21 protein-coding genes are annotated in these 22,183 nt (G+C 59.8%); 9 read left to right on the forward strand and 12 right to left on the reverse strand.

All coding sequences use genetic code 11. From position 1 onward, the window contains the following. Positions 1-210: 210 nt before the first annotated feature. The 3 genes from M3P88_RS08530 (at position 211) to M3P88_RS08540 (ending at position 4,533) form a co-directional block, all read left to right on the forward strand. Positions 211-1,521, forward strand: a complete 1,311-nt coding sequence (locus M3P88_RS08530) for a DUF3422 family protein (RefSeq protein ID WP_249615627.1) — start codon at positions 211-213, stop codon at positions 1,519-1,521. Positions 1,522-1,576: 55 nt separating this feature from the next. Further along, on the forward strand, positions 1,577-3,205 hold the full coding sequence (locus M3P88_RS08535; RefSeq protein ID WP_249615628.1) for a mechanosensitive ion channel family protein: 1,629 nt from the start codon (positions 1,577-1,579) through the stop codon (positions 3,203-3,205). A gap of 65 nt (positions 3,206-3,270) precedes the next feature. Then, complete coding sequence (locus M3P88_RS08540; RefSeq protein WP_249615629.1) at positions 3,271-4,533, forward strand: glutamate-5-semialdehyde dehydrogenase; 1,263 nt, start codon at positions 3,271-3,273, stop codon at positions 4,531-4,533. Between the two features lie 22 nt (positions 4,534-4,555). On the opposite strand, the gene M3P88_RS08545 is transcribed toward M3P88_RS08540, so the two are convergent. Beyond that, positions 4,556-6,895 carry a putative bifunctional diguanylate cyclase/phosphodiesterase gene (locus M3P88_RS08545; RefSeq protein ID WP_249615630.1) on the reverse strand — a complete coding sequence of 780 codons (2,340 nt, stop codon included), beginning with the start codon at positions 6,893-6,895 and terminating at the stop codon, positions 4,556-4,558. Positions 6,896-7,130: 235 nt separating this feature from the next. After that, a complete protein-coding gene (locus M3P88_RS08550) occupies positions 7,131-7,454 on the reverse strand; it encodes a rhodanese-like domain-containing protein (protein WP_249615631.1) in 324 nt (107 codons plus the stop codon). Between the two features lie 149 nt (positions 7,455-7,603). On the opposite strand from M3P88_RS08550, the gene M3P88_RS08555 reads away from it, so the two are divergent. Next, positions 7,604-8,977, forward strand: a complete 1,374-nt coding sequence (locus M3P88_RS08555; protein WP_249615632.1) for a glutamine synthetase family protein — start codon at positions 7,604-7,606, stop codon at positions 8,975-8,977. Positions 8,978-9,064: 87 nt separating this feature from the next. Then, positions 9,065-9,415 (forward strand): hypothetical protein, encoded by a 351-nt coding sequence (locus tag M3P88_RS08560; protein WP_249615633.1) that lies wholly within the window; start codon positions 9,065-9,067, stop codon positions 9,413-9,415. 169 nt (positions 9,416-9,584) lie between these two features. Here M3P88_RS08560 and ccsB read toward each other — a convergent pair whose 3' ends face one another. From ccsB to M3P88_RS08575, 3 genes are all read right to left on the reverse strand, one after another. Beyond that, entirely contained in the window at positions 9,585-10,730 is a 1,146-nt protein-coding gene (gene ccsB / locus M3P88_RS08565) for a c-type cytochrome biogenesis protein CcsB (RefSeq protein ID WP_249615634.1), read from the reverse strand. Then, positions 10,727-12,691 carry a cytochrome c biogenesis protein ResB gene (locus M3P88_RS08570; RefSeq protein WP_249615635.1) on the reverse strand — a complete coding sequence of 655 codons (1,965 nt, stop codon included), beginning with the start codon at positions 12,689-12,691 and terminating at the stop codon, positions 10,727-10,729. Before M3P88_RS08570 ends, ccsB begins: the two co-directional genes overlap by 4 nt. 134 nt (positions 12,692-12,825) lie before the next feature. After that, the gene (locus tag M3P88_RS08575; protein ID WP_249615636.1) at positions 12,826-13,440 is read right to left on the reverse strand and encodes a c-type cytochrome; all 615 of its coding nucleotides are present in this window, start codon (positions 13,438-13,440) and stop codon (positions 12,826-12,828) included. Between the two features lie 90 nt (positions 13,441-13,530). Here M3P88_RS08575 and yihA point away from each other — a divergent pair, with 90 nt between their 5' ends. Then, positions 13,531-14,160 (forward strand): ribosome biogenesis GTP-binding protein YihA/YsxC, encoded by a 630-nt coding sequence (gene yihA, locus M3P88_RS08580; RefSeq protein WP_249615637.1) that lies wholly within the window; start codon positions 13,531-13,533, stop codon positions 14,158-14,160. Between the two features lie 86 nt (positions 14,161-14,246). Here yihA and M3P88_RS08585 read toward each other — a convergent pair whose 3' ends face one another. The 4 genes from M3P88_RS08585 to M3P88_RS08600 form a co-directional block, all read right to left on the reverse strand. Next, entirely contained in the window at positions 14,247-15,041 is a 795-nt protein-coding gene (locus M3P88_RS08585; RefSeq protein ID WP_249615638.1) for an outer membrane protein OmpK, read from the reverse strand. A 115-nt stretch (positions 15,042-15,156) separates the two neighbouring features. After that, a complete protein-coding gene (locus tag M3P88_RS08590; protein WP_249615639.1) occupies positions 15,157-15,474 on the reverse strand; it encodes an MGMT family protein in 318 nt (105 codons plus the stop codon). Beyond that, entirely contained in the window at positions 15,474-16,124 is a 651-nt protein-coding gene (locus M3P88_RS08595; RefSeq protein ID WP_283773154.1) for an MBL fold metallo-hydrolase, read from the reverse strand. The genes M3P88_RS08590 and M3P88_RS08595 overlap by 1 nt, the downstream gene beginning before the upstream one ends. A 15-nt stretch (positions 16,125-16,139) precedes the next feature. Then, positions 16,140-16,445 (reverse strand): GIY-YIG nuclease family protein, encoded by a 306-nt coding sequence (locus M3P88_RS08600; RefSeq protein WP_249615640.1) that lies wholly within the window; start codon positions 16,443-16,445, stop codon positions 16,140-16,142. Between the two features lie 651 nt (positions 16,446-17,096). Here M3P88_RS08600 and M3P88_RS08605 point away from each other — a divergent pair. Further along, positions 17,097-18,530 (forward strand): DUF2252 domain-containing protein, encoded by a 1,434-nt coding sequence (locus M3P88_RS08605; RefSeq protein ID WP_249615641.1) that lies wholly within the window; start codon positions 17,097-17,099, stop codon positions 18,528-18,530. A gap of 15 nt (positions 18,531-18,545) precedes the next feature. Here the strand turns inward: M3P88_RS08605 and M3P88_RS08610 are convergent, their stop codons facing one another. Genes M3P88_RS08610 through M3P88_RS08620 form a run of 3 tightly spaced genes read right to left on the reverse strand, consistent with a single transcriptional unit; the run spans position 18,546 to position 19,965 of the window. Continuing rightward, positions 18,546-18,971 carry a hypothetical protein gene (locus M3P88_RS08610; RefSeq protein ID WP_249615642.1) on the reverse strand — a complete coding sequence of 142 codons (426 nt, stop codon included), beginning with the start codon at positions 18,969-18,971 and terminating at the stop codon, positions 18,546-18,548. A gap of 36 nt (positions 18,972-19,007) precedes the next feature. Continuing rightward, the gene (locus M3P88_RS08615; protein ID WP_249615643.1) at positions 19,008-19,343 is read right to left on the reverse strand and encodes a hypothetical protein; all 336 of its coding nucleotides are present in this window, start codon (positions 19,341-19,343) and stop codon (positions 19,008-19,010) included. 52 nt (positions 19,344-19,395) lie between these two features. Continuing rightward, positions 19,396-19,965 (reverse strand): hypothetical protein, encoded by a 570-nt coding sequence (locus M3P88_RS08620; RefSeq protein ID WP_249615644.1) that lies wholly within the window; start codon positions 19,963-19,965, stop codon positions 19,396-19,398. 167 nt (positions 19,966-20,132) lie between these two features. Here M3P88_RS08620 and M3P88_RS08625 point away from each other — a divergent pair, with 167 nt between their 5' ends. Further along, complete coding sequence (locus tag M3P88_RS08625) at positions 20,133-20,858, forward strand: response regulator (RefSeq protein ID WP_249615645.1); 726 nt, start codon at positions 20,133-20,135, stop codon at positions 20,856-20,858. Continuing rightward, positions 20,855-22,168, forward strand: a complete 1,314-nt coding sequence (locus tag M3P88_RS08630; RefSeq protein ID WP_249615646.1) for an ATP-binding protein — start codon at positions 20,855-20,857, stop codon at positions 22,166-22,168. Before M3P88_RS08625 ends, M3P88_RS08630 begins: the two co-directional genes overlap by 4 nt. Positions 22,169-22,183 lie beyond the last annotated feature (15 nt).

Below are 22,183 nucleotides of genomic sequence, written 5' to 3' on the forward strand. Positions count from 1 at the left end.
GCGGTGCGGATTGCAAGCAGGATACCCAGATAGCCTTATTTCCAGAAAGACTGTTGTGAAATACTTTTATTCCTAAAAAACATAAACCATCCTGCCTTATGCCGCATCCTGCCGTGCATCGCGCAACCGGCTTGGCTTGCCAGCGTGCGGGCCTGCGATGCAATATGACTAGCTGTCTTCATCTATCTGCCATCCACAAAGGAAACCCTCTTGAACGCCCAGTACCGGCCCGACCAGATTCCTGCGCACCCGCTACGCCAGACACTGAATGACGAAGCGCATGCCCGGCCGCCCGCGGCCATTCTGGCACCGGCACGGCTGTCAACACTGACGCTGTTTTTTGACCGCGACAGTGGCGGCCAGCAAGAAGCACTGGAGCAACTGACCAGCCGGCTGGGCTTTCCCCCGCCTACCCGTCACCAAGCCCATTACCGCGCCGAACAAAATGACCTGCTGCTGCGCTGGTCGCTGCATACCGAGTTTGCCCGCTACACCTTTGTGCAATACGGTCAGGGCGCGCAGGATTTCGAGGCGACCGCGCTGGATGCCATTCCCCAAGCCTGGCTTGAGAGCGTGCCGGGGCTGGCGCTAGTCGGCATTCATGCCCTGCTCTTGCCGGCCTGTGCCGCGATGCCGGACTCTCCGCGCGCCATCGCCGGGCGCTGGTTCGATGGTCATGGCCTGATCGGTGCCGAAATCGGCGACGGGAATGGGGTGGCCTATACCGACTTGCGCCTGCATCCCGACTCGCGTCTGGCCGGCGGTTTTTCGCGGCTGGTGGTGATAGACCGTGCGATGGGGCCGCGCCAAAGCGGACGCATGCTGCAAAGGCTGTTTGAAATCGAGGCTTACCGCATGCTGGCGCTGTTGGCGCTGCCGATGGCCAAGGCGCAAATGCAGACGCTGGACGAACTGGGGCTTGCCTTGCGCGCCATTACCGAACGCATGAGCCAGCCCGACAGCGACGACGCCACCATGCTGGGCGAACTCAGCCAGCTCTCGGCGGCGACCGAAAACCTGATTGCACAAAGCCAGTACCGCTTTTCGGCGGCACATGCCTATTACCAGCTGGTCGAGCGGCGCATAGGCGAGTTGCGCGAAAGCCGCTTGCCCGGCTTGCAACCGTTCCGCGAATTTATGGCACACCGTCTGGAGCCGGCCATGGATACCTGCCTGACTATCAGCCGGCGTCAGGACAGGCTGACCGCCCGTTTGCAACGCGCAACCGCCTTGCTGCGCACCCGGGTCGAGGTGATGAACGAAGAGCAGAACAAGGCCCTGCTGGCCAGCATGGACAAGCGCGCCGAATTGCAGCTGCGCCTGCAACAGACGGTCGAAGGTTTATCGGTCGGTGTGCTCACCTATTACGCAGTCGGCCTGATAGGCTATGCGACCAAGGCGGTGAAAGCCGCCGGCGTGCACCTCAATGCCGAACTGCTCACCGGGCTGTCGATTCCACTGGTCGCACTGGGGGTCTGGTGGGGAGTACACCGGGCCAAACGGGCACTGGGTCACAGTTAGGCCGGAAAATATGCGGTCGATATGCCATGTTTAATGCATATCAAGGGAGCACACCATGCCCATGCGCCGCCTGTTATTACTGCTCAGCCTGATTCTTACACTGCTGCCGGCCATCGCTTGGCCCGCCGTGGCAGACCCCGCCCCCACGCCGGCGACGCTGACCATTGCCAACCAGACACTGTTTACCTTTCGCGCCGATTTCGGCGAGGTCAGCCCGGCACAAAGAGCCGAACGCGCACACCAGCGCATCACCGCGCTCAATGCGGCCGATCTGCAACGCCCGGTGCTCAGCACGCCGTTTACGGCCAATGGTGTAGCGGGACTGCGCTTCATCATTCACGGCAAACCGCTGTTCTCCATCATCGAGGCGGATCTCGACCCTTCCGACGGGCTTAATCTCTTATCTACCGCCCAGCAAGTCGAGCAGCGGCTGAATACACTGCGCCTGACTTATCTCGAACAAAGCTCGCCGGAGCAGATTGCGCGCGCCGCCGCGCTGTCGCTGGCGGCAACACTGGCGCTGGCAACCGCGCTATGGGGACTTAAACGCCTGCATCAGCGCGCGGTCGAGCGCGTGCTCAAGCGTCCGCTACGCGCGCGGCGCTGGCTGAAGGACAAACAGGACTTTGAAGGCGTTTTGCGTACGCTGGAACAGCGCCTGCTCGATCTGTCGGCCTTGGTTGGCGTGCTGCTGCTCGTGCACTTGTGGCTGAGTTTTGTGCTGACCCGTTTCCCCTATACCCGGCCCTGGGGCCAGCAAATGGGGCAGTCGCTATTCGACCTGCTGGCCAATATCGCCGACAGCGTCTTAAGCGCCGTGCCCGGGCTGGTCAAGGTCACGGTGATTTTCCTGCTGACCCGGCTGGCGATACGCGGACTGGGCTTACTGTTTAATGCGGTAGAAAACCAGCGTCTAAGCCTGCCCGGCCTGTATCAGGAAACCGTCGGCGCCACCCGCCGCCTGACTTCGCTGGCGCTGTGGCTGTTTGCCCTGACGGCCGCCTACCCCTATCTGCCCGGCTCCAACTCCGATGCTTTCAAGGGCATCAGCGTGTTTTTCGGCCTGATGGTGACGCTGGGCTCGACCGGCATCATGACCCATGCCATGAGCGGGCTGGTGCTGGTCTACTCGCGCGCGCTCAAACCGGGCGATCTGGTACAGGTGGGCGATGTGGATGGTTTTGTCAGCGAACTGGGAGCCTTGTCGACCAAGATCATCACCCGCCACGGCAATGAAGTCACCCTGCCCAACTCGGTCGTGGTCGGTGGCAAAGTCATCAATTACACCCGCCAGGCCGGCGAGCGCGGCCTGCCGCTGACCACCAAAATCACCATCGGCTACGACACGCCATGGCGTCAGGTCCACGCCATGCTGGAACTGGCGGCACGGCGCACCGCAGGGCTAAACCAGAGCGAAGCACCCATTGTGCGCCAGCTGAATCTGCAGGATTTTTACATCGAATACGAGCTGGAAGCGCGCATGCCGCTGGATGCCAAGCCGCCCGCAGTCAAAACCGCACTGCACAGCCAGATTCTGGATGTATTCAACGAATTCGGCGTGCAAATCATGTCGCCCAACTTTGAGAACCAGCCCGAAGGGGCGGTGCTGGTCAGCAAGGAAAACTGGTATGCCGCACCGGCACCCTCCGCCGGCAGCAGCGCTCAGCCGCCATCGGCCAGCTAGAGACTGGCGGCGACTCTGCAAGCTGGGGTAATCTTTGACCATATTACCTAGCGGAACAGCAGAACATGGACATTCAGGAATACATGCAGAACGTCGGCCAGGCCGCTCGTCAGGCCAGCCGCGAAATTGCCCGCGCCGACACCCTGCAGAAAAATGCCGCACTGGAAGCGATGGCCGCAGCCATCGAACGCGATAGCGAAAAATTGCTGGCCGCCAACCGTCGCGATGTCGAGCAGGCCATCGCCGATGGCTTGGCACCGGCCATGGTCGACCGCCTGACGCTGAATGCGGGCACCATTGCATCCATGGCCGAAGGCCTGCGCCAGATCGCCAGCCTGCCCGATCCGGTCGGCGAGATGGACGATTTCTGCTACCGCCCGTCCGGCATCCAGCTAGGCAAGATGCGCGTACCGCTGGGCGTGGTCGGCATCATCTACGAGGCGCGGCCGAATGTGACGGCCGACGCCGCCGGCCTGTGCTTGAAATCCGGCAACGCCACCATCCTGCGCGGTGGCTCGGAAGCCTTCCACAGCAACCAGGCTATCGCCGCCTGCGTGCACGAAGGCCTCGCCGCCGCCGGCCTGCCTGAAACCGCGGTACAAGTGCTGAAAACCACCGACCGCGCTGCCGTCGGTGCGCTCATTACCATGCCCGAGTATGTGGATGTGATCGTACCGCGTGGTGGCAAAGGGCTGATCGCGCGCATCAGCGCCGAGGCGCGCGTCCCGGTGATCAAGCATTTGGATGGCAACTGCCATAGCTATGTAGATGACAAGGCGGATCTGGCCAAAGCGCTGACGGTGTGCGACAACGCCAAGACCCACCGCTACGGCACCTGCAATACCATGGAGACACTGCTGGTACATGCGGCGGTCGCCGGCGAATTCCTGCCGCAGATCTGTGCCATCTATGCGTCCAAAGGCGTAGAAATGCGTGGCGATGCCGCCACACGCGCCATTGTCGGGGCCGACAAGGTGGGCACGGCGAGCGAGGACGACTGGTTTACCGAGTATGCGGCCGCAATTATCGCCATTCGCGTGGTGGATGGTCTGGATAGCGCCATCAGCCATATCAACCACTACGGCAGCCACCACACCGATGCCATTCTGACCGAAGACTACGGCCGCGCGCGCCGCTTCCTGCGCGAAGTGGACTCCAGCTCAGTCATGGTCAACGCCAGCACCCGTTTTGCCGATGGCTTCGAATATGGCTTAGGCGCTGAAATCGGTATCTCGACCGACAAGATCCACGCCCGCGGCCCGGTCGGCCTGGAAGGCCTGACCAGCCAGAAGTGGGTGGTATTGGGAGACGGCCAGATCCGGCGCTAAAACCATCCGCTGCAGACATGCATCAAATGCAATAGCCCTCGGTTGCTGCCGCATCCACAGCGGCAGCAGAGCGGCGCAACCAGTCCGGAATTTCAGCCGCCGGCAGTGGGCGGCTGAAATAATCACCCTGCACCTTGTCGCAACCATATTGCTGCAGCCACTTCAGTTGCGCCTCAGTCTCGACGCCCTCTGCCAGCGTTTTCAGCCCAAGCGTCTGCGCCAGACTGATAATGGCCTGAATAATGGCCCGGTCTTCCTTATCCTCGACAATATCGGCCACAAAAGAGCGGTCTATTTTCAGGGTATCCAGCGGCAAGCGGCGTAAATAACTGAGCGAAGAATAACCGGTGCCAAAATCATCAATGGAAACCTTGACCCCCAACACATTCAGCGCATCCATAATGCTCACCGCCAGCGCCGGCTGGCACATGGCCACGCTCTCGGTTAGCTCCAACTCCAGCAAGCGCGCCGGCACGGCATAGGTTTCCAGCAGCTGCTGTACCCGCTGCGCAAAATTTGCCTGCTGGAACTGCCCCGCCGACAAATTAACGGCAACCCTGACCAGCGGATGACTCGCTTGCTGCCAGTGCTGTAACTGGGACAGCGCCTCGCACAAGACCCACTCGCCAATCGGGATGATCATGCCGCACTCTTCCGCCACCGGAATAAATTCAGCCGGCGAAATCCAGCCCAGCTCCGGATGCTGCCAACGCAGCAAAGCCTCCAGCCCGACCAGACGGCCGCTGCCTATTTCCAGCTGTGGCTGGTAATACAGCATCAGCTCATTGTTTTCCAGCGCACGGCGCAAGGCGTTTTCCAGCCGCAAACGGCGTTGCACCTGAGCCAGCATATCCGGCTGGAAGCCGCGCCAGGTATTGCGGCCATCGCGTTTGGCACGGTACATCGCCATATCGGCACAGCGCAACAAGGTATCGAAATCCGTGCCATCTTGCGGATAGAGCGCAATACCCATGGATGAAGTCACGCTAATTTCACCCCCCTCGACCATGCAGGGTTGTGCCAGTTGCCCGCTTAAGCGCTGCACCAGCTCCGCTGCCGCCGCCGCATCGCATTGCGGCAACAGCAGCATAAACTCGTCCCCCCCTAGGCGTGCCACGCTGTCGCCGCGGCGTACCAGCATGGACAAGCGCCGCGCCTGCTGGCATAGCAGGCTATCTCCAGCCCGGTGACCCAAGCTATCGTTGATATGTTTGAAACCATCCAGATCGATAAAGACCAGAGCCAGAGGCGAGCCATCCGGCTGGGCCTGTTCAATCGCCTCTTGCACCTGCCCGGCCAAAGCGGCGCGGTTCAGCAAGCCGGTGAGCTGATCATGTCGCGCCAGATGCAATAATTGCTGCTCTGCGCGTTTGCTTTCCGTGACATCCTGTATCAGCGAAGTGACACCCAGCGTGCGCCCCGACTCATCAACCAAAGTCGTATTAAACCACTCGCACTCGATAATGCAGCCATCGCGAGTCTGATTGGCATTCTGGCTACGCGAACCCCCACGTTGCTGTAGCAGCGCCTCCAGTACCGAGGTATGAATCAGCTCGCGCTGCTGCTTGGCAAGAATAAAATGCGCATGCTGGCCCAGCGCCTGCTCGCGTGAATAGCCAAATATCTGCTCGGCTGCCGGATTCCAGTCCCGTACCCGGAAATCGGCATCCCATTCGATCATGCCCAGCGCAGTTTGATCGCGCAGCAAGCGAGCACGCTGGCGCGAAACGCGATGTTCCCCCTCCGCCAGCCGCTGCGCATCCATATTTTCAACCAGCGCAATCCCTCCGCTCACCACGCCGGACACGATGATGGGAATCAGCTTGGCGCGCAGTGCCAATATCTGGCCGCTATGCTCGATCGTGTAATGCCCCTCATAGAGACTACGCTTGCCGTCCAGCACCGACTGAACGGCAGCACGCAATTCCCCACCACCCAGTTGCAACAAATTGAGTCCGATCAACCGGGTGCGTGCCAGCTTGAGATGCTGGACAAGGCTGTCATTACAGTCCGTGGAGATCCCATTTACGTCGAAGTGCAAAACGCCAACCGCAACATGATTGAAGATTTGCTGGTATTTGGCATCGCCATGCAATAACGCTTGCTGCAGCTGCTGTTGCTGTTGCTGTTGCTGCCGGTTATCGTATGCGAGCAGCAGCTGTCCGCCATCCGGTAGCGGCACCGTCATTTGCTGCAAGGCTGACGCCTGCTCAGGCGGAATATCAGCCACACACCCTTGCCGGTACCGGCTTAACTGGCAGGCCGCATGATTGGCATAACGACAATGCCCCTGGGCATCGGTCACCCAGACGGCAAGATCGCTTTCAGCAAAAGGGGACAGGTCAGCAGACGAAGAATTCATATAAAAGCGGCAACAACCCTATAAGAGCGTGTTCACGCTCTCGCGAGCGAGGGCGAGACGAGGCGAAAACGGCTGAGAAAGCGGAATGTACAGGTGGTACATGAGCATTTCGAAGCTGTTTTTAACGCCGTATCGCCGATGCGCAGCAGATCGTGAACAGGTTCTAAGACATATTTCCCGCCGCGCACATCATTATGCGGCCTAAAACATCATTTTGATCGTGCCAACTATCATATCAGATTCCAGAGGCCGACTTGCGAGCGTCATCAAGACTACCCAGATTGCGTACCTGGGTGTAGCCCATGGCCTGCAGCTTCTGGCCCGCGTCGGCCGAGCGACGCCCGCTGCGGCAATACAAGCCGATCGGCGTCTGCTTATCCGGTGCCACGCCGGCAATGCTGCTGGTGATCGTATCCAGCGGCAGATTAACCGCGCCCTCGACATGTCCCTCGGCAAACTCGGCCGGCGTACGCACATCAATCAACAGGGGTGCGGCGCTGGCGAATGCGCAGGACAGAAACAGACCGGCAGCAGCCAGCAAGGGAGCAAAGCGTTTCATGATTTAATCCTCAGGGTGAGCCGCTGATTATGCCGCAAACTATTGCCCATGGCATAATCACTGCCATCAAGGCGCAATAGACGCCACGCCCCCAGCCACGGGGGCAGACAGACGGGATTCCCTGCTTGCAACGGAAACCGAGGAAAACCATGAACCAACACACAGCAGCCACGCACGACACCGGGCAGATGAAACCTCTGGCCGACTGGCTGGAAAAGAACAAGGTCCGCGATGTCGAAATGTGCTTCGCCGATATCAGCGGCTTCGCCCGTGGCAAGACCCTGCCTGCCGCCGCCTTTATCCGCGGCCAAGATCTGCGCATTGCGCGCGCAGTCCCCATCCAGAGCTGTACCGGCGACTTTCCCGACTACCGTTTTTATGGCGAGCAGGATCCCGATGTAGCGCTGGTGCCGGACCTGAGCACGATGCGTCTGGTGCCGTGGGCACGCACACCGCGCGCACTCATCATTTGCGACTGCGTGGATCTGGATGGCACGCTGACGCCGCTGGCGCCACGCTCGGCGCTCAAGCAAGTGCTGGCGCGCTACACGGCACTGGGGCTCACCCCCATTGTTGCGCCCGAACTGGAGTTTTACATCTTTGCCGCCAGCCCGGATGCCAGCGTCCCGTTCCAGATGCCACCCTTGCGCAGCGGACGGCGCGAGACTGGTTTTGACTCGTTCAGTTTTTCCACGCTCAACGATCTGGAAGCCTTCTTCGACGACGTTTACCGCGCCTGCGAGATGCTGGGCATCAAGACCGATACTTGGGTGCACGAAATGGGGCCCAGCCAGTTCGAGATCAATCTCCAGCATGGCCCGGCCCTGCAGCTGGCTGACCAGACCTTTTTGTTCAAGACCGCGCTCAAGGAAATCGGCAACCAGCACGGACTGAATGTGGTGTGCATGGCCAAGCCGCTGGCCGGCCAGCCGGGCAGCTCGATGCATATCCACCAAAGTCTGGTCGACCAGGCCGGTCATAATGCCTTCAGCCAGACTGACGGCAGCGAGAGCGCACGTTTCTTCCACTACATTGCCGGCATGCAGCACTACCTGCCGCATCTGATGCCGCTATTTTGCCCCAGCCCCAATTCCTACCGCCGCTTCGTCAAGGGTCTGGCAGCACCCGTCAACCTGAGCTGGGGCATAGACAACCGCTCGGTCGGCTTGCGCGTACCGCGCAGTGGCCCGGAAGCCAGGCGCGTGGAAAACCGCCTGCCCGGCTGCGACGCCAACCCCTATCTCACGCTGGCAGCCAGTCTGGGGGCCGGGCTATTGGGGATAGAGCAGAAACTGGTGCCCGATGAGGCCGTGACCGGCAATGTCTTTCTCGGCGAGGACAAGGCCAGCTTGCCACGTACGCTGGATGGTGCGCTGGAGGTCATGGCGGCACAACCGACGGCGCAAGCCCTGTTTGGCGGCGAGTTTGCCCGCGCCTATGTGGCGGTCAAGGAGCTGGAACTGAGCAGTTTTCATGGCGAAATTACGCCATGGGAGCGGCGCTATCTGGCGACGCTGGCCTGATTATGCAATTTAGAAATCATTTGCTATTGAAATAGACCGGTAAACGCAGGACGATGGCGCTTTGATGTTCACGCCAAGCCAAACGCCATGTCCCGTTTACCCTGCCCCCCTAGCCTCATGCTGGCGGCCGCCCTGCTCTGGGCGGCGCCGGCATGGGCTGCCCGCTCGACGCCATCGCTTGAACTATTGACCCTAAGCGCACCGTTCAAAGTTGCCCAATGCCTGGAAAGCGGTATCAAGGGCTGGAAAATCCCCTTGGATTACATAGACAGTACGCAAGAAACAGCCGAGCGTTATAGCCTGCGCCTGACCAATCCGGCCACCGGGCGCTCGGGCTTCGAAGTGGTGATGGAGCCGGGGCTGGTGCGCCTGTTCGAGCGCGGCCCCAAACTGTCACGGCAATGGATCAGGCTGATCCGCCGCTGCGCGGCAAACTGAGCGACATGCCCAGCGCAAAAGACACTGACATCAGCCTGATGGGGATGCGTGGCTGGCGCATAAACCGCGCGTATCGCATGCCGTAAACACCGCCTTGGGCCGGGACAGCGCCATAACAAAGGGCTCCGCCATCAACCGATAGCGGAGCCCTTTACTGTTTTTATCCGCCTTACAAGCCGCCGTAGGAATGCAGACCGGACAAGAACATATTCACGCCGATAAAGGCGAAGGTGGTGATAAACAGGCCGACGACCGCCCACCATGCCAGAGGCGCGCCGCGCCATCCTTTAACCAGACGCATATGCAGCCAGGCGGCGTAGTTCAGCCACACAATCAGCGCCCAAGTCTCTTTCGGGTCCCAGCTCCAGTAACCACCCCAGGCATCGGCGGCCCACATCGCCCCCAGTACCGTCGCGATGGTAAAGAACAGGAAGCCGACCGCGATCACCTTGTACATCACCTCATCCATCACCTCCATCGGCGGCAGCTTGCCCGCCAGCCAGCCGCGCATCACCATCAGCTCGGCTGCGCCCAGCATGGCAGCAATGGCAAAAGCGCCATAGCCGACAAAGTTGGCCGGCACATGGATTTTCATCCACCACGACTGCAGCGCGGGAATCAATGGCTGGATTTCATGCGCCTGCCGGTCGAAGGCATACCAGACAATAAAGGCTACCGCCGCGCTGATAATCAGCAGCACAAAAGCGCCCATCTGGCGGGCGGCAAACTTGGCCTCGTAATAAAGGTACATCAGTGCGGTCACCAGACAGAACAGCACGAATACTTCATACAGATTGGACACCGGGATATGGCCGACATCCGCACCGATCAGATAACTCTCGTACCAGCGCGTACCCAGACCGGCCAGCCCCATCACGCAAGCAGCCCAGGTCAGGCCGCTACCCATTCTTTGCAGCGTGGCCGAGCGCGTCAGCAGGCCTGCCCAGTACACGCCGGTAGCCAGTACAAACAGCGTACACATCCACATAATGGACGACTGGCTGGACAGGATGTACTTCAGCAGGAAGGCACTCTGTGCGCGCGCCAGATCATGCTCGTACACCTGTATCGCCAATAGCGACGTCACCCCGGAGAGCGGAAAGTACCAGCGCCACGGCTTCCAGAACCAGCCCAGCGCCACCAAGCTCAAGGCAGAACCGGCCAGAATGGCCTCTTCGTACACGTCCATAAAATGGTCGTACTGGTAAAAAGCACCGGCACAGACGACCAGCACAAACAGGGCATAAACCCAGTCGCGCAAGTCCAGGCTGCGCCAGAAGCTTGGCTGTGCGGCAAGACGGTAAGTGGAACTCATGGTTGCTCCCGGATTAGCGTTTCAAGTGCGTCGCGCTCGCGATCAAAATCGCGGTCGAGATCACGGTTGTGGCGATTGGATGTCATGGCAAGACGCAAGCGGCCCGGGCGGAACACCAGCCACACCCGGATTTCACGCACATAGAACATCAGGATGATGCCGATCACCAGTAGCAAGGAACCCAGATACACCAGATTCTTGCCCGGCGAGCGCGTCAGTTGCAGACCGGACGCTTGTACCTGATCAAAGCCGACCAGTTGCAGATAGACCGGCGCACCATAGTCATGCAACGCCGAGCTGGCGACCAGACTGTCGAGCAAGAAGCGGTAGCTGTTCTGCTGTGCAGCAAGCGGCGTCACGCCGGCGCGGCTATCCGCCACCGCCATCAAGTCACCCACCGTGCCCTGCAGAATCTTCACATAGGTTTGTGCCACGGCCTGACGCTTGTCCTGCGGTACGCGCTCATCCAAGAAGTTTTCCAGTGCGGGGAAGCCACCCTCGGCAAAGCGTGCCAGTACCCACTTCACGCTATTCTCAAACTGAGCACGCATCTCCGGGCTGATGGCCCCGCCCTGCATGGCCTTGTCAGCCGTACGGCGCGCGACCTCGTCATACAGTGCCGGCGTAGCCAGCGCGGCATTCAAACGCATAAAACGCTTGAGTGACAACTCGTCATCCAGCGGCAGACGCAGATACTGGAAAGGCTCGGACACCTGACGACGCACACCCGAGATCTGGTAGCTGGCACCCTCCTGCATAATGGGTGCCATATATTGATGGTATTCGTGCGCCTGCCCCTGACCGTCGCGCAGCTTATAGGTGATGGATGGGCCCACATTCTGCAACGCCTTCTCATGCTTCACCGAGCGCGCATCATTCATGCGCTGCGCCAAGGTCTTGTCGCCCTCCATGCCGGTTTTGGCCATGTTCTCGACGTTGTAAACCTTGAGGTCGCCAAACTCCAGCGTGTATTCCTGTCCGTTGGCACGCAAAGGCTGCGCCGCCTGCGACACGCCCTTGATCGCAACCGGTGCCAGTTGCGGCTGCGCCAGATTCCACGCATCCAGCTCCAGCGGCGAGCCGCCATCACCAAAGCTTGCCTGATAGATGGCGACACCATCGACCACCAGCGGATGGTTGACCTTGACCGTAGCCTTGGTCTCCTTGCCGGTCGCCTTATCAGTCACCACAATATCGCTGGCAAACAGCTTGGGCATGCCGTTGCTGTAGTAATCGACATGAAACTGCTTGAGCGTCACGGCAAACGGCAGCTCCTGTACCAGATAACCCTTGCCTGCGTTCAGGAAGACCACGTCGGCACTGCGGTTCTCGGCGATGGTGACATTGCCGCGATAAGACAGGTTGCTGGCAGAAAGGCGGCTTTGTTCCGGAATCTGGCTTTGCGGCACATTGCGCGTTTCCGGCACCACACGCCCGCTCATCTCGCCCAGCTTAAGCGGCAGGTTGCCATCCATCAGGCCGCCGATGCAGATCACGACCATGGCGATATGGGCAAAGAAATAACCCAGCTTATTCGCGGCACCTTTCTTGGCCGCCAATACGTGGCTGCCATCCTCGCGCTGATGCTCCTTGACGCTGAAACCCTGCGCCTGCAGCCGTTCGCGCACCGCCTCGGGCTCCACCTCGCCCTCCAGCTCGACACTATGCGACATCAGGCTTAACGAGGTATCGGAGGCTTTTTCCCGATACGCCTTCATTTCCTTAAGGAAGCCCGGCCCGTTGCGCACGATACACAGCGAGGTCGACAGCACCAGAAAGGCCAAGATGGTCAGGAACCAGCCCGAATGGTAGACATCGTACAGCCCCAGCTTTTCAAACAGCAAAAACCAGAACTGGCCGAACTCGAAGGCATAGTTGGTATAAGGCTCATTCTGCTTGAGTACCGTCCCGATAATCGAGGCGATCGCCAGAATGGTGAGCAGGCCGATGGCAAAGCGCATCGAACTGACAAGCTCATAAATTCGGTATAACCACTGCGAATTGCGATTTTTTATTTTCATATCGGCATAAAACAAAAAGAGGGGCCCGAAACGGGCACCCTCCCTATGAGTGTGGACTCAGGCAAAAGTTGCGCTTAACGCAGACCCGAAATATATTCGGCGACCGCTTTCATCTCGGCATCACTCATACGTGCCGCAATATCAGTCATGATGACGTTGTTGCGGACGGTGGCGCCCTTATAATCCTGCAGCTGCTTGACGATGTAACTCGCATGCTGGCTGCCCAGGCGCGGATACTTTTCCGGCAGGCCGGCACCGGCCGGGCCATGACAGGACATACAGGCCGGCAGCTTGGTTGCGGCATTGCCGCTACGATAAAGCTGCTTGCCCAGTTCCAGCTGGGTCTTGTCCGAAGCGTCGCGCGGCTTGACCTTTTGCTGGCTAAAGTAGGCGGCTACGTTCACCATGTCCTGTTCGGACAGGGTCGAGGCCATACCCAGCATGGTCGGGTTCTGCCGCTTGCCCGACTTAAAGGCGACGAGTTGGGCATGCAGATACTGCTGGCTCTGCCCGGCCAACGTCGGGTTGATCGCGGCAACACTATTGCCATCCACACCGTGGCAAGCAGCACAAACCTGCTCGACGATAACTTTGGCCTTGGCCGGATCCGCCTGCAGCGTCGGTGCTGCGGCCAGGGAACCACCGGCCAGCAAAGCAGCCGATAGCGCCAACAGCATCTTACGTTTCATGGTCGCTCCTTAGGGAGAATGCGTGAATATCGATAAAAGAGGCATTTTCAAACGTGCTATTCTATAACAACTGACTTGTCCATTACTACTATGCCTATCTTCCAAAACGCCAGTTTTTATACCACTGTCAACCATCTGAAGGACTTGCCGCCCACGCGTGCCGAGGTGGCTTTTGTCGGGCGGTCGAACGCGGGCAAGTCCAGTGCCATCAATACGCTGACCAATCGTACCCGTCTGGCCTATGTCTCCAAGACCCCGGGGCGCACCCAGCACATCAACTTTTTCGATCTGGGCAGCGAGCGCTATCTGGTCGATTTGCCGGGTTATGGTTTTGCCCAGGTACCCGAAGCGGTACGCGCGCACTGGGTGCAATTGCTTGGCCGCTACCTGCAAACCCGCGAAAGCTTGGTCGGCCTGATCCAGATCATGGATATCCGCCATCCGCTGAAGGAGCTGGACTGGAAGATGCTGCACTTCTTTATCGAGACCAACCGTCCGGTGCATATCATGCTGTCCAAAGCCGACAAGCTGTCGCGCCAGGAACAGGCCAAGGCACTGAAAGAGGTGAAGGAAAAGCTGTCGGCTTATCCGCAGATCAGCATCCAGCTGTTTTCCAGCCTGAAAAAATCCGGTTGCGAGACGGTAGAGCAGGTTGTAGAGAAGTGGTTTGCCCAAGTGGATCAGGACATGGATGGCGCGGCAGACGACAGCGCGATCTGATACGACAACAGGCCGGCAAGGCCGGCCTGTTGTGTGATGCACAGCCCCGACTCAACGGGGCTTTTCTTATGTTGCTGCAGCAAACATCAGAAGTTGTACTTCACCGAGTAGATCATGGCGTTCTGCTGGGTGGCGGAACCCAGTTTATCATCGGCGTAGCGGTACTGTACGCCGGTGGTCAGCGCCTTGTTCACATTCCACCACAGGCCAACGGCGCCATTCTGGCCGGTTTTCTTGCCTTGGGTCACACCACCATCCGGATTACCCATGGCCAGGAAACGGTCCTTACGCGCAAATTCGGTTTCATGCCACTGCGTCGCCATAAACGACTGACCGAAAGCGGTAAAGCTGTAGCCCGCCACATAACCAGCCATCCAGCCGTTAAAGTGTGCGCCGACACCCGACTTCAGTTCCTGGTGTGCGCCGATGAAAGGCTTGATCCAGAAGTTGCCGTTACTCCAGCTGGTACCCAGACCCAGTACACGGTTCTGATCAAAGAAATTGTGGTGGTCACGGGTATCGTACAGATGGGTATACAGCTGCACCGGCATGCCGGACACTTCGCCCAGATTGAAGCGGGCTACCGCCTTGGCGGCATAACGGCGCTGATCACGGCTATCGGTCTCGGTCGAACCCATGCCCGGATTCTCGATATCAAAGAAGCCGTAAGCCTCGCCCCAGCTGCCGCCAAATCCGCCTTCCAGCTCGAGGTAGGCAAAGTCCTTCTTGCCACCAAATGCGCCTGCATTGGTACGGTCTTCGGTGCCATTGGACCAATCCAGCCAGTTCACACTGACATTCTTGAACGACCAGTCGTTGGAAGCGAGGGCAGCCGGTGCGGCCAGTGCGCAGCCAAGCGCGATAAGCGAGCGAATAGACATTGAAAATCCTGAGAGCGAGAAATAAAACATGCCGCTTTAAAGGCATGAGGCGCGCAGAATAATGGCAGATTCGAAAACTGCCAAATTATTGCAATTTGGCAGTAAATAAATGCATTTAAACCCCTATGGCATCAATCTTCGGCCAGCCATAACACAGCAGATCAATACGCCCGCTCTCCCCGAACACAACACCCTCATGCTCAAGCAGCAGCCGTTGCCAGTCGGCCGCCTCGGTGCCGGCGCGAGCTATCCGCCCACCGGCCGCGACCACTCTTTGCCATGGCACCTCGTCCGAGCCGGATAGCAACTTGCCCACATGGCGGGCATGGCGCGGAAAACCGGCCAACTCCGCCACACGGCCATAAGTACATACCCGCCCTTCCGGGATGGCATGCACCACGGCCAAGACCTGGCGCGCGAATTCTGGCGACATCAACCGAAGCGCGGATCAGCCACAAAAGGGTTGTGGCGCTTTTCCTCACCCAGCGTGGTCAGCGGGCCATGACCGGGCAACACCACCGTGTCGTCGGGCAACTGGAACAGCTTGTCGCGGATAGCCGAGATCAATTGCTGGTGATTGCCCATGGGGAAGTCGGTACGGCCGATGGAACCGGCAAACAGCACATCACCCGCGATCAGCAGGCCGGCACCAGCGCTATAAAACACCACATGGCCCGGGGTATGACCCGGACAATGAATCACCTCCAGTGTTTCATTGCCCACGCTGACCGTATCGCCCTCGGCCAGCCAACGATCCGGCGTCAGTGGCGCACTGGCGGCAAAGCCGAACATTTTGCCCTGCTGCGGCAATTGATCCAGCCAGAACGACTCGGCCTGATGCGGGCCTTCAATCTGGATGCCTGTTTCTGCCGCCAGTTCGGCCGCGGCACCGGCATGGTCGATGTGGCCATGGGTCAGCAGCAATTTATCCAGCGTCAGGCCATGTGCGGCAATGCGCGCACGGATGCGCGGCAGATCGCCGCCGGCATCGACCACGGCCGCACGCAAAGTCACATCACACCACAACAAGGTGGCATTTTGTTCGAACGGGGTCACGGGAATTACTTCGAATTGCAGCGCCATGCTCGGGTACCGGTTTCAGTCAGAATCCGCCGATTCTGGCACGCCAAGGTCAAGAGGAGAAGCCTCTTGCCGCATCCCATATTCCAGCACAAAGGCGCGCTTGGCCACGCTACTCATAGCCTTGAGCGCATACTCGGCACGCAAGGCGGCCGGTTTATCGTCAAACACCATACTCAGCACCACCCGTTCGGGAGGATGCATGCGGGTATAGCGTGCGCCCTTACCCGCCTGATGCGCGGCAAAACGCTGTGCTACATTGCGGCTGATGCCGGTATACAGGCTGCCGCCACGGCATTCGAGTACATAGAGAAACCAACACACGGCAAGCCTCCTGCCTGACTGGAAAAGGCCAGATAGTGCAGTAAAGCGGCAAGCACGGCTACGCGCAGTCAAACAGAAAACAACAAGTGCGGTCTTCCCTATTCCACAAAAAGCGCACGCCCACGACCGCCACGACATGCCGCCCAAGCCTGTGACTAACTTTGTGGATAAGCGGGGCATGGACTGTGCAAAACAGGCGGATACAGCAGGAAGGCATGACGGCCGCCAACACCAGCAAACCCATGAAAATAAAACGAAAATTTTGTTGTATTTTGATAAGGAACAACCTGTAATTGCGAACAATAAAACTTATTGCATAAGTTTAATATGTCAATAAGTCCATAAGGATTGCTAGCTTGACCTCACACCTACGTCGCTCCCAGCCTTTGGATGCGGTTTTTCATGGCCATTCCGCCACTCAAGCTGCATGTGGTATACATGTGGATATCTTGATCAGGACACGGCAGGCAGGGATAAAAATGAGCCATGACCGAATCGGCCACGCCCTCCCGCCAAGGTCATAACGGCACCGATTTTTACGGCTAGCCATCACCACCGATCACCCATACGCGGCCCGAAGCATGCACTTGAGCACACACACGACGCTCAGGCCGCGTAAAATCAACAATAGTCCATCGTCCGAGCCGCATCATGCCATCCAGACAGCACCCACGTTTCGAAGAGCTTTTTGCCGCAGGTCAGGCACGCCGCCAGCTCTGCTCCCGTACCAGCCAGGCATTGTGCTCGCTTGCCAGCGAACGCGATCCGGTAGCGCTTGTCGAAGCGACCAGTGCCGGGCGCGTACCGGCGCTGGTGCCGCTACGCTATGCCCGCATGGCGGCATCGCCCTTTTCCTTTTTCCGTGGCCTTGCACTGGTGCAGGCTGCCGATCTGGCGAGCCAAGGGCACTCGGGCATAGACGTACAAGCCTGTGGCGATGCGCACCTGATGAACTACGGCTTTTTCGCCTCGCCCGAACGCAATCTGCTGTTTGATATCTGCGACTTCGATGAAACCCATCAGGGGCCGTGGGAATGGGACCTCAAACGGCTGACCGTCAGTCTGGTACTGGCCGCCCGCACCATGGGCATCAGCGATCTGACTGCACGCGGCATCGTCGAGGCGGCCAGCGGCACTTATCGCCGGCGCATGCATGATTATTCGCGCATGAGCCAGATGGATGTCTGGTATAGCAAGGTCTCGCACGAGCTGCTCTATAACAGTGCGCCTTCCGACCATTTGCGCCGTCATCTGGAAAAGATAGGCGAACGGGCGCGCAACCGTACCCATTTGCGCCTGCTGCCCAAGATCACGGCCGATGACGGCGCGACACTGCGGCTCAAGGATACGCCGCCCACGCTATTCCATATGCACGAGGCGGATACCCTGCTGCCGGATGGGGATCAATGGCTGGCTGCACCGGACAGCCTGACCATGGTGGCGCCGATGATGGAAAAGTACCTGAGCACGCTGAAGGAAGACCGTGCCCAGCTGGTCAAGCGCTTCCGTATTGTCGATATGGCGTTCAAGGTGGTCGGCGTCGGCAGCGTCGGCACCCGCTGCATGGTGATTCTGCTGCAGGATGATTACGACCAGCCGCTGTTCCTGCAGCTGAAAGAAGCGCGGCCATCGGTACTGGAACGCTTTACCCAGCCGTGCGTGCATGGCCATCAGGGCAAGCGCGTGGTGTTTGGCCAGCGCACCATGCAGGCTGCCAGCGATCTGTTTCTGGGCTGGACGACCGGCCCTGCCGGACGCGATTTCTATGTGCGCCAGCTACGCGACATGAAGGCCTCGGTTCAACTGGAGACCTTCGATGCCGAAACGCTCAGGGCCTATGCCCAGGCCTGTGCCTGGACGCTGGCGCGCGCCCATGCCAAATCCAGCGGACAGGCGGCGATGATTGCCGGATATATGGGGAATTCGGGGAAATTTGCCGACTCGATGGCGCAATATTCGATGCTGTACGCCGATCAGGTCGAATCGGATTACGACGCGTTTCGCCGTGCCATCGACAACGGTCGCCTGCCGGTCGACCCTTCGGTCGATATCGGCCCGTTCGGCAGCAAGCCTCCACGCAGCTAAGGCAGAAGCATCCTGCTAGGGCTGTGCAAAACGCCGGGCAACGCATTGGCGTTGTTCGGCGCCAAACAGGCCTGCGCAGGCCGCCTCGGCTTCGGCCAAACGCTGGCAGCGCGCCGCGTCCTTGGCCTGCGCGCAATCGGCCAGCGGCAGCTGCTGCTGCACGCATAAGCGCCGCGCCGCGCCGAACAAGGTATTGCATGCACTTTGTGCGCTACGGAGTGCTTCGCAGCGCGCGACATCACGCTGACGACGGCAACTGGTGTCCGGCGTAAAATCTTCCAGGCAAGCCTTAAGCTGCGCTGGAGCGACATCCTGACAAGTTGCCTGCCCGGCGCGCAACACCTCGCAACGCTTGGGCACCTGACTCTGGCTGCAATCTGCCACGCCGGCCATCAATGGCGCAGACAGCAACAGAAGCAAGATCAGCCAAATGCGGTGCATCGCGTTCCCTTTGTATGAAATACATGGCATTCGCCATCAATCGTCGTCAGCACCACGCTGCGACTGCCGGCGCTGTTCACGCCAGAATTCTTGTTGCGAACCCTTCTGCCACTTTTCCCGCTTTTCCATGCCCTGACGCCGCTCGTTCTGCCGCTCGTTCTGCCGCTCTTTGTGCTGCGCCTTGCGCGCCTGTCGCAATTGGTTAGCCTCCTGCGGGCTGATATCACCGTTCTTCAGCGCCTGGCGCAAACGTAGTTCACGCAGGCGGTGCGAGCCCTGCACCTCAGCCCCCTTGTCCTTGTTCCGGGGAGGGCCGGCATAGGCCGGCAGGGTCAAACAGCAGGCCAGCAGCAGGATAAGGATGGATTTCATAGACGAATTCTAGCGCCCGGCACGGCATGGTGTCACCGCCCGAGCATACATCTTACGGTTTAACCACGACAGTCGAATGATATTTGCTCTGCATCGCTGCGCGCATGGCCTGCAATTCGGCGCGTTCCTTCTCATCCACTACGCCATCTGCACGCGCAGCCTGCATCTTGCTGCGCATCGCAGCCCTGTCCTGCTGCCAGGCTTGTTGCTGGGCCGGCGTCAAGTTGGCAGGCATGGACATGCGCCCCTTGCCGCCCTTGCCTTTAGCTACACACCAGTTAGCGGGCATTTCACTGCGCGCAGGACTGCGCTCGGCATTGGCCGCCAGCGCTGCAGCCTTGGCCTTGAACTGTTGACGCATCTGGCCAAGTTCGGTGCGTGCCGCTTCGCTCAATGGCTGGCCTGCTTGCTTCAAAGCCTGGTGACGTGCGCGCATGGCGGCGCGGTCGGCTTGCAGGGTTTTGAGCTCGGCATCGGTTAAGGCACCAGACAGAATGTCTGCACGCAGGGCACTATTCTTGCAGCCCTCTTTCGGCTTGACAGCCTGGCTGGTTTCAACGGCAAAGGCACTGCCGGCCAGCAGACTCAGCACCAGCAGGCTGACAGAAAAGGTTTTTTTCATGATGGGGTACTCCGTTTCAGTATCGAGGCTTGCAGTGTAAGGCGCGGGTATTGCGCAAATGTGCCCGGGAGGGCCGCGAATGTTAAGGAGTGTGAAGGCATGGCCTGTGCTTAACACTTGCACACGCCATGGCTGACCGCCGCGGGTGAACGCGTTAAGCTTACGCCATGGAAAACGCCAAGATTCTGGTCGTCGATGACGACGCCAAACTGCGCGACTTGCTGTCGCGCTTTCTGACCCAGCAAGGCTTTAGCGCCGACACCTTGCCGGATGCGCGCGAACTCGAACGCAAGCTGGCACGCAATCGTCCCGACCTGATTGTGCTCGACGTGATGATGCCCGGCGATGACGGGCTGGCGGTTGTACGCCGCCTGCGGGCATCGGGTGAAAATATTCCGGTGATTATGCTGACCGCGCGCGGCGAAGACATAGACCGCATTCTGGGGCTGGAAATGGGCGCGGATGATTATCTGGCCAAGCCATTCAATCCGCGCGAGCTGACCGCCCGCATCCAGTCGGTGCTGCGCCGCCACCATGCCACTCCAGCACTCAATGCCAGCCATAGCGCAGAAGAAAAACTCGCTTTCGGCGAATTCACCCTGAATCTGGGACAGCGCGAACTACTATGTGACGGCAAAAGCATCGCCCTGACCAGCGCCGAATATGCCGTACTGGCGGTGCTGGCACGCCACCCGCGCCGCCCGCTGACACGCGAGCAGCTCATGGAAATGGCACTGGGCAAGGGCAATGGCGAATCGCTGGACCGCAGCATCGATGTCCATATCTCGCGCCTGAGAAAGGCGCTGGAACGCAAGGACAGCAAAACACGCCATATCCAGACGGTGTGGGGTTACGGCTATGTGTTCGTGCCGGATGGCAGCAGTGGCGAATGAGACACCTGCCTTCGCTATCGCTGCGTGCGCGCCTGATCCTGCTGGTGGTCAGCGCCGTGCTGATTACCCAGGGCATCACCCTGTGGCTGGCCTCGGCCGAACGCCACCGCCTGATCAGTGAGCAGCTGTACAACGAGGTGCTGGATACGCTGGCCAGTGCCGAAGACGCGCTGGACGGCAGAACGGTGGCCGAACGCGACAGCTATCTGCAAAACACCAACCGTCCGGACTTCCCGCAACTCCTGCCGGCTGATGCAGACCGGGGGCTGAACTTCAGACCCCAGCCCAGCGCCATGACCGAGGCGCTGGCGCAACGCCTGTCGGCGACACTGGGCGAAAAAACCAGCATCCGCCTGCGCCGTCACGACGGGCGGCGGGAAATGTGGTTAGCCGTTCATATACTGGATCAGCGCTACTGGCTGGTGATGCCGCTGGGGCGCTATAGCGAACGGCCTTTGGGTTCGCTGTGGCTAGCTTCGCTGCTGGCCTCCTTGTTGGCTACTTTGCTCGCGGTCGGCTTTGCCTGGCAGACCAGCCGGCCATTGTCGCGTCTGTCTGCTGCCGTACGCGAGCTCGGGCGCGGTCGTACGCCGCTGCCGCTGCCAGAGCGCGGGGCGCGCGAGATCCGCGCTCTGGCCGAGCATTTCAACCAGATGAGCCACAGCCTGGACGAGACCGCGCGCGAGCGCCGGCTGATGCTGGCCGGCCTGTCACATGATCTCAGGACACCGCTGACCCGGCTTAAACTGATGCTGGAAATGCAGGAAGCGGGAGCCGACCAGCGCGATATGCTGGACGATATCGACGAGCTGTCGCGCATCATCAGCCAGTTCTCCGACTTCGCCCGTGCCGGCGAAACCCGGCCGCTGACCCCGACCGCGCTGGGCGAGCTGGTCGATAGCGTAGTGGCGCGCTTTGGCCGCAACGGCATGGAGATCGCGCTTGAGATAGAAGACGGGCTGGAAATCAATGGCGACGCACTGGCACTGGAGCGGCTGCTGTCCAATTTGCTGGAAAATGCCCGCCGCTATGGCCTGCCGCCGTTTGCCGTGCGTCTTGTCCGGGATCATCACACGGCACAGCTGACCGTCACCGACCACGGCGCCGGCATTGCCCCTGAGCTGCGCGAGGCCGCGCTGGCACCGTTCGAGCGGCTGGCCTCGCATCGCGGCACCGATGGCGGCAGCGGACTCGGCCTCGCCATCGTCACCCGCATTGTCAGCCAGCACCATGGCCGGCTCGATTTTATCGATGAGGCCGATGGCGGCTTCAGCATACGCATCCGGCTGCCGCTCGAAGCCGGCAAATAGCAAAACGCCGGCTTG

Source organism: Craterilacuibacter sp. RT1T, from assembly GCF_023502145.1.
GTDB lineage: Bacteria > Pseudomonadota > Gammaproteobacteria > Burkholderiales > Chromobacteriaceae > Craterilacuibacter.

What these genes read in the sequence shown, in the direction of transcription:
- M3P88_RS08625 (WP_249615645.1), top strand. Translation starts at nt 20,133, where the DNA reads ATGGAAAACGCCAAGATTCTGGTCGTCGATGACGACGCCAAACTGCGC.
- ccsB (WP_249615634.1), bottom strand. Translation starts at nt 10,730, where the DNA reads ATGAGTTCCACTTACCGTCTTGCCGCACAGCCAAGCTTCTGGCGCAGC.
- M3P88_RS08555 (WP_249615632.1), top strand. Translation starts at nt 7,604, where the DNA reads ATGAACCAACACACAGCAGCCACGCACGACACCGGGCAGATGAAACCT.
- M3P88_RS08575 (WP_249615636.1), bottom strand. Translation starts at nt 13,440, where the DNA reads ATGAAACGTAAGATGCTGTTGGCGCTATCGGCTGCTTTGCTGGCCGGT.
- M3P88_RS08535 (WP_249615628.1), top strand. Translation starts at nt 1,577, where the DNA reads ATGCCCATGCGCCGCCTGTTATTACTGCTCAGCCTGATTCTTACACTG.
- M3P88_RS08620 (WP_249615644.1), bottom strand. Translation starts at nt 19,965, where the DNA reads ATGAAAAAAACCTTTTCTGTCAGCCTGCTGGTGCTGAGTCTGCTGGCC.
- M3P88_RS08605 (WP_249615641.1), top strand. Translation starts at nt 17,097, where the DNA reads ATGCCATCCAGACAGCACCCACGTTTCGAAGAGCTTTTTGCCGCAGGT.
- M3P88_RS08570 (WP_249615635.1), bottom strand. Translation starts at nt 12,691, where the DNA reads ATGCGCTTTGCCATCGGCCTGCTCACCATTCTGGCGATCGCCTCGATT.
- M3P88_RS08585 (WP_249615638.1), bottom strand. Translation starts at nt 15,041, where the DNA reads ATGTCTATTCGCTCGCTTATCGCGCTTGGCTGCGCACTGGCCGCACCG.
- M3P88_RS08610 (WP_249615642.1), bottom strand. Translation starts at nt 18,971, where the DNA reads ATGCACCGCATTTGGCTGATCTTGCTTCTGTTGCTGTCTGCGCCATTG.
- M3P88_RS08560 (WP_249615633.1), top strand. Translation starts at nt 9,065, where the DNA reads ATGTCCCGTTTACCCTGCCCCCCTAGCCTCATGCTGGCGGCCGCCCTG.
- M3P88_RS08550 (WP_249615631.1), bottom strand. Translation starts at nt 7,454, where the DNA reads ATGAAACGCTTTGCTCCCTTGCTGGCTGCTGCCGGTCTGTTTCTGTCC.
- M3P88_RS08615 (WP_249615643.1), bottom strand. Translation starts at nt 19,343, where the DNA reads ATGAAATCCATCCTTATCCTGCTGCTGGCCTGCTGTTTGACCCTGCCG.
- M3P88_RS08595 (WP_283773154.1), bottom strand. Translation starts at nt 16,124, where the DNA reads ATGGCGCTGCAATTCGAAGTAATTCCCGTGACCCCGTTCGAACAAAAT.
- M3P88_RS08590 (WP_249615639.1), bottom strand. Translation starts at nt 15,474, where the DNA reads ATGTCGCCAGAATTCGCGCGCCAGGTCTTGGCCGTGGTGCATGCCATC.
- M3P88_RS08630 (WP_249615646.1), top strand. Translation starts at nt 20,855, where the DNA reads ATGAGACACCTGCCTTCGCTATCGCTGCGTGCGCGCCTGATCCTGCTG.
- yihA (WP_249615637.1), top strand. Translation starts at nt 13,531, where the DNA reads ATGCCTATCTTCCAAAACGCCAGTTTTTATACCACTGTCAACCATCTG.
- M3P88_RS08540 (WP_249615629.1), top strand. Translation starts at nt 3,271, where the DNA reads ATGGACATTCAGGAATACATGCAGAACGTCGGCCAGGCCGCTCGTCAG.
- M3P88_RS08545 (WP_249615630.1), bottom strand. Translation starts at nt 6,895, where the DNA reads ATGAATTCTTCGTCTGCTGACCTGTCCCCTTTTGCTGAAAGCGATCTT.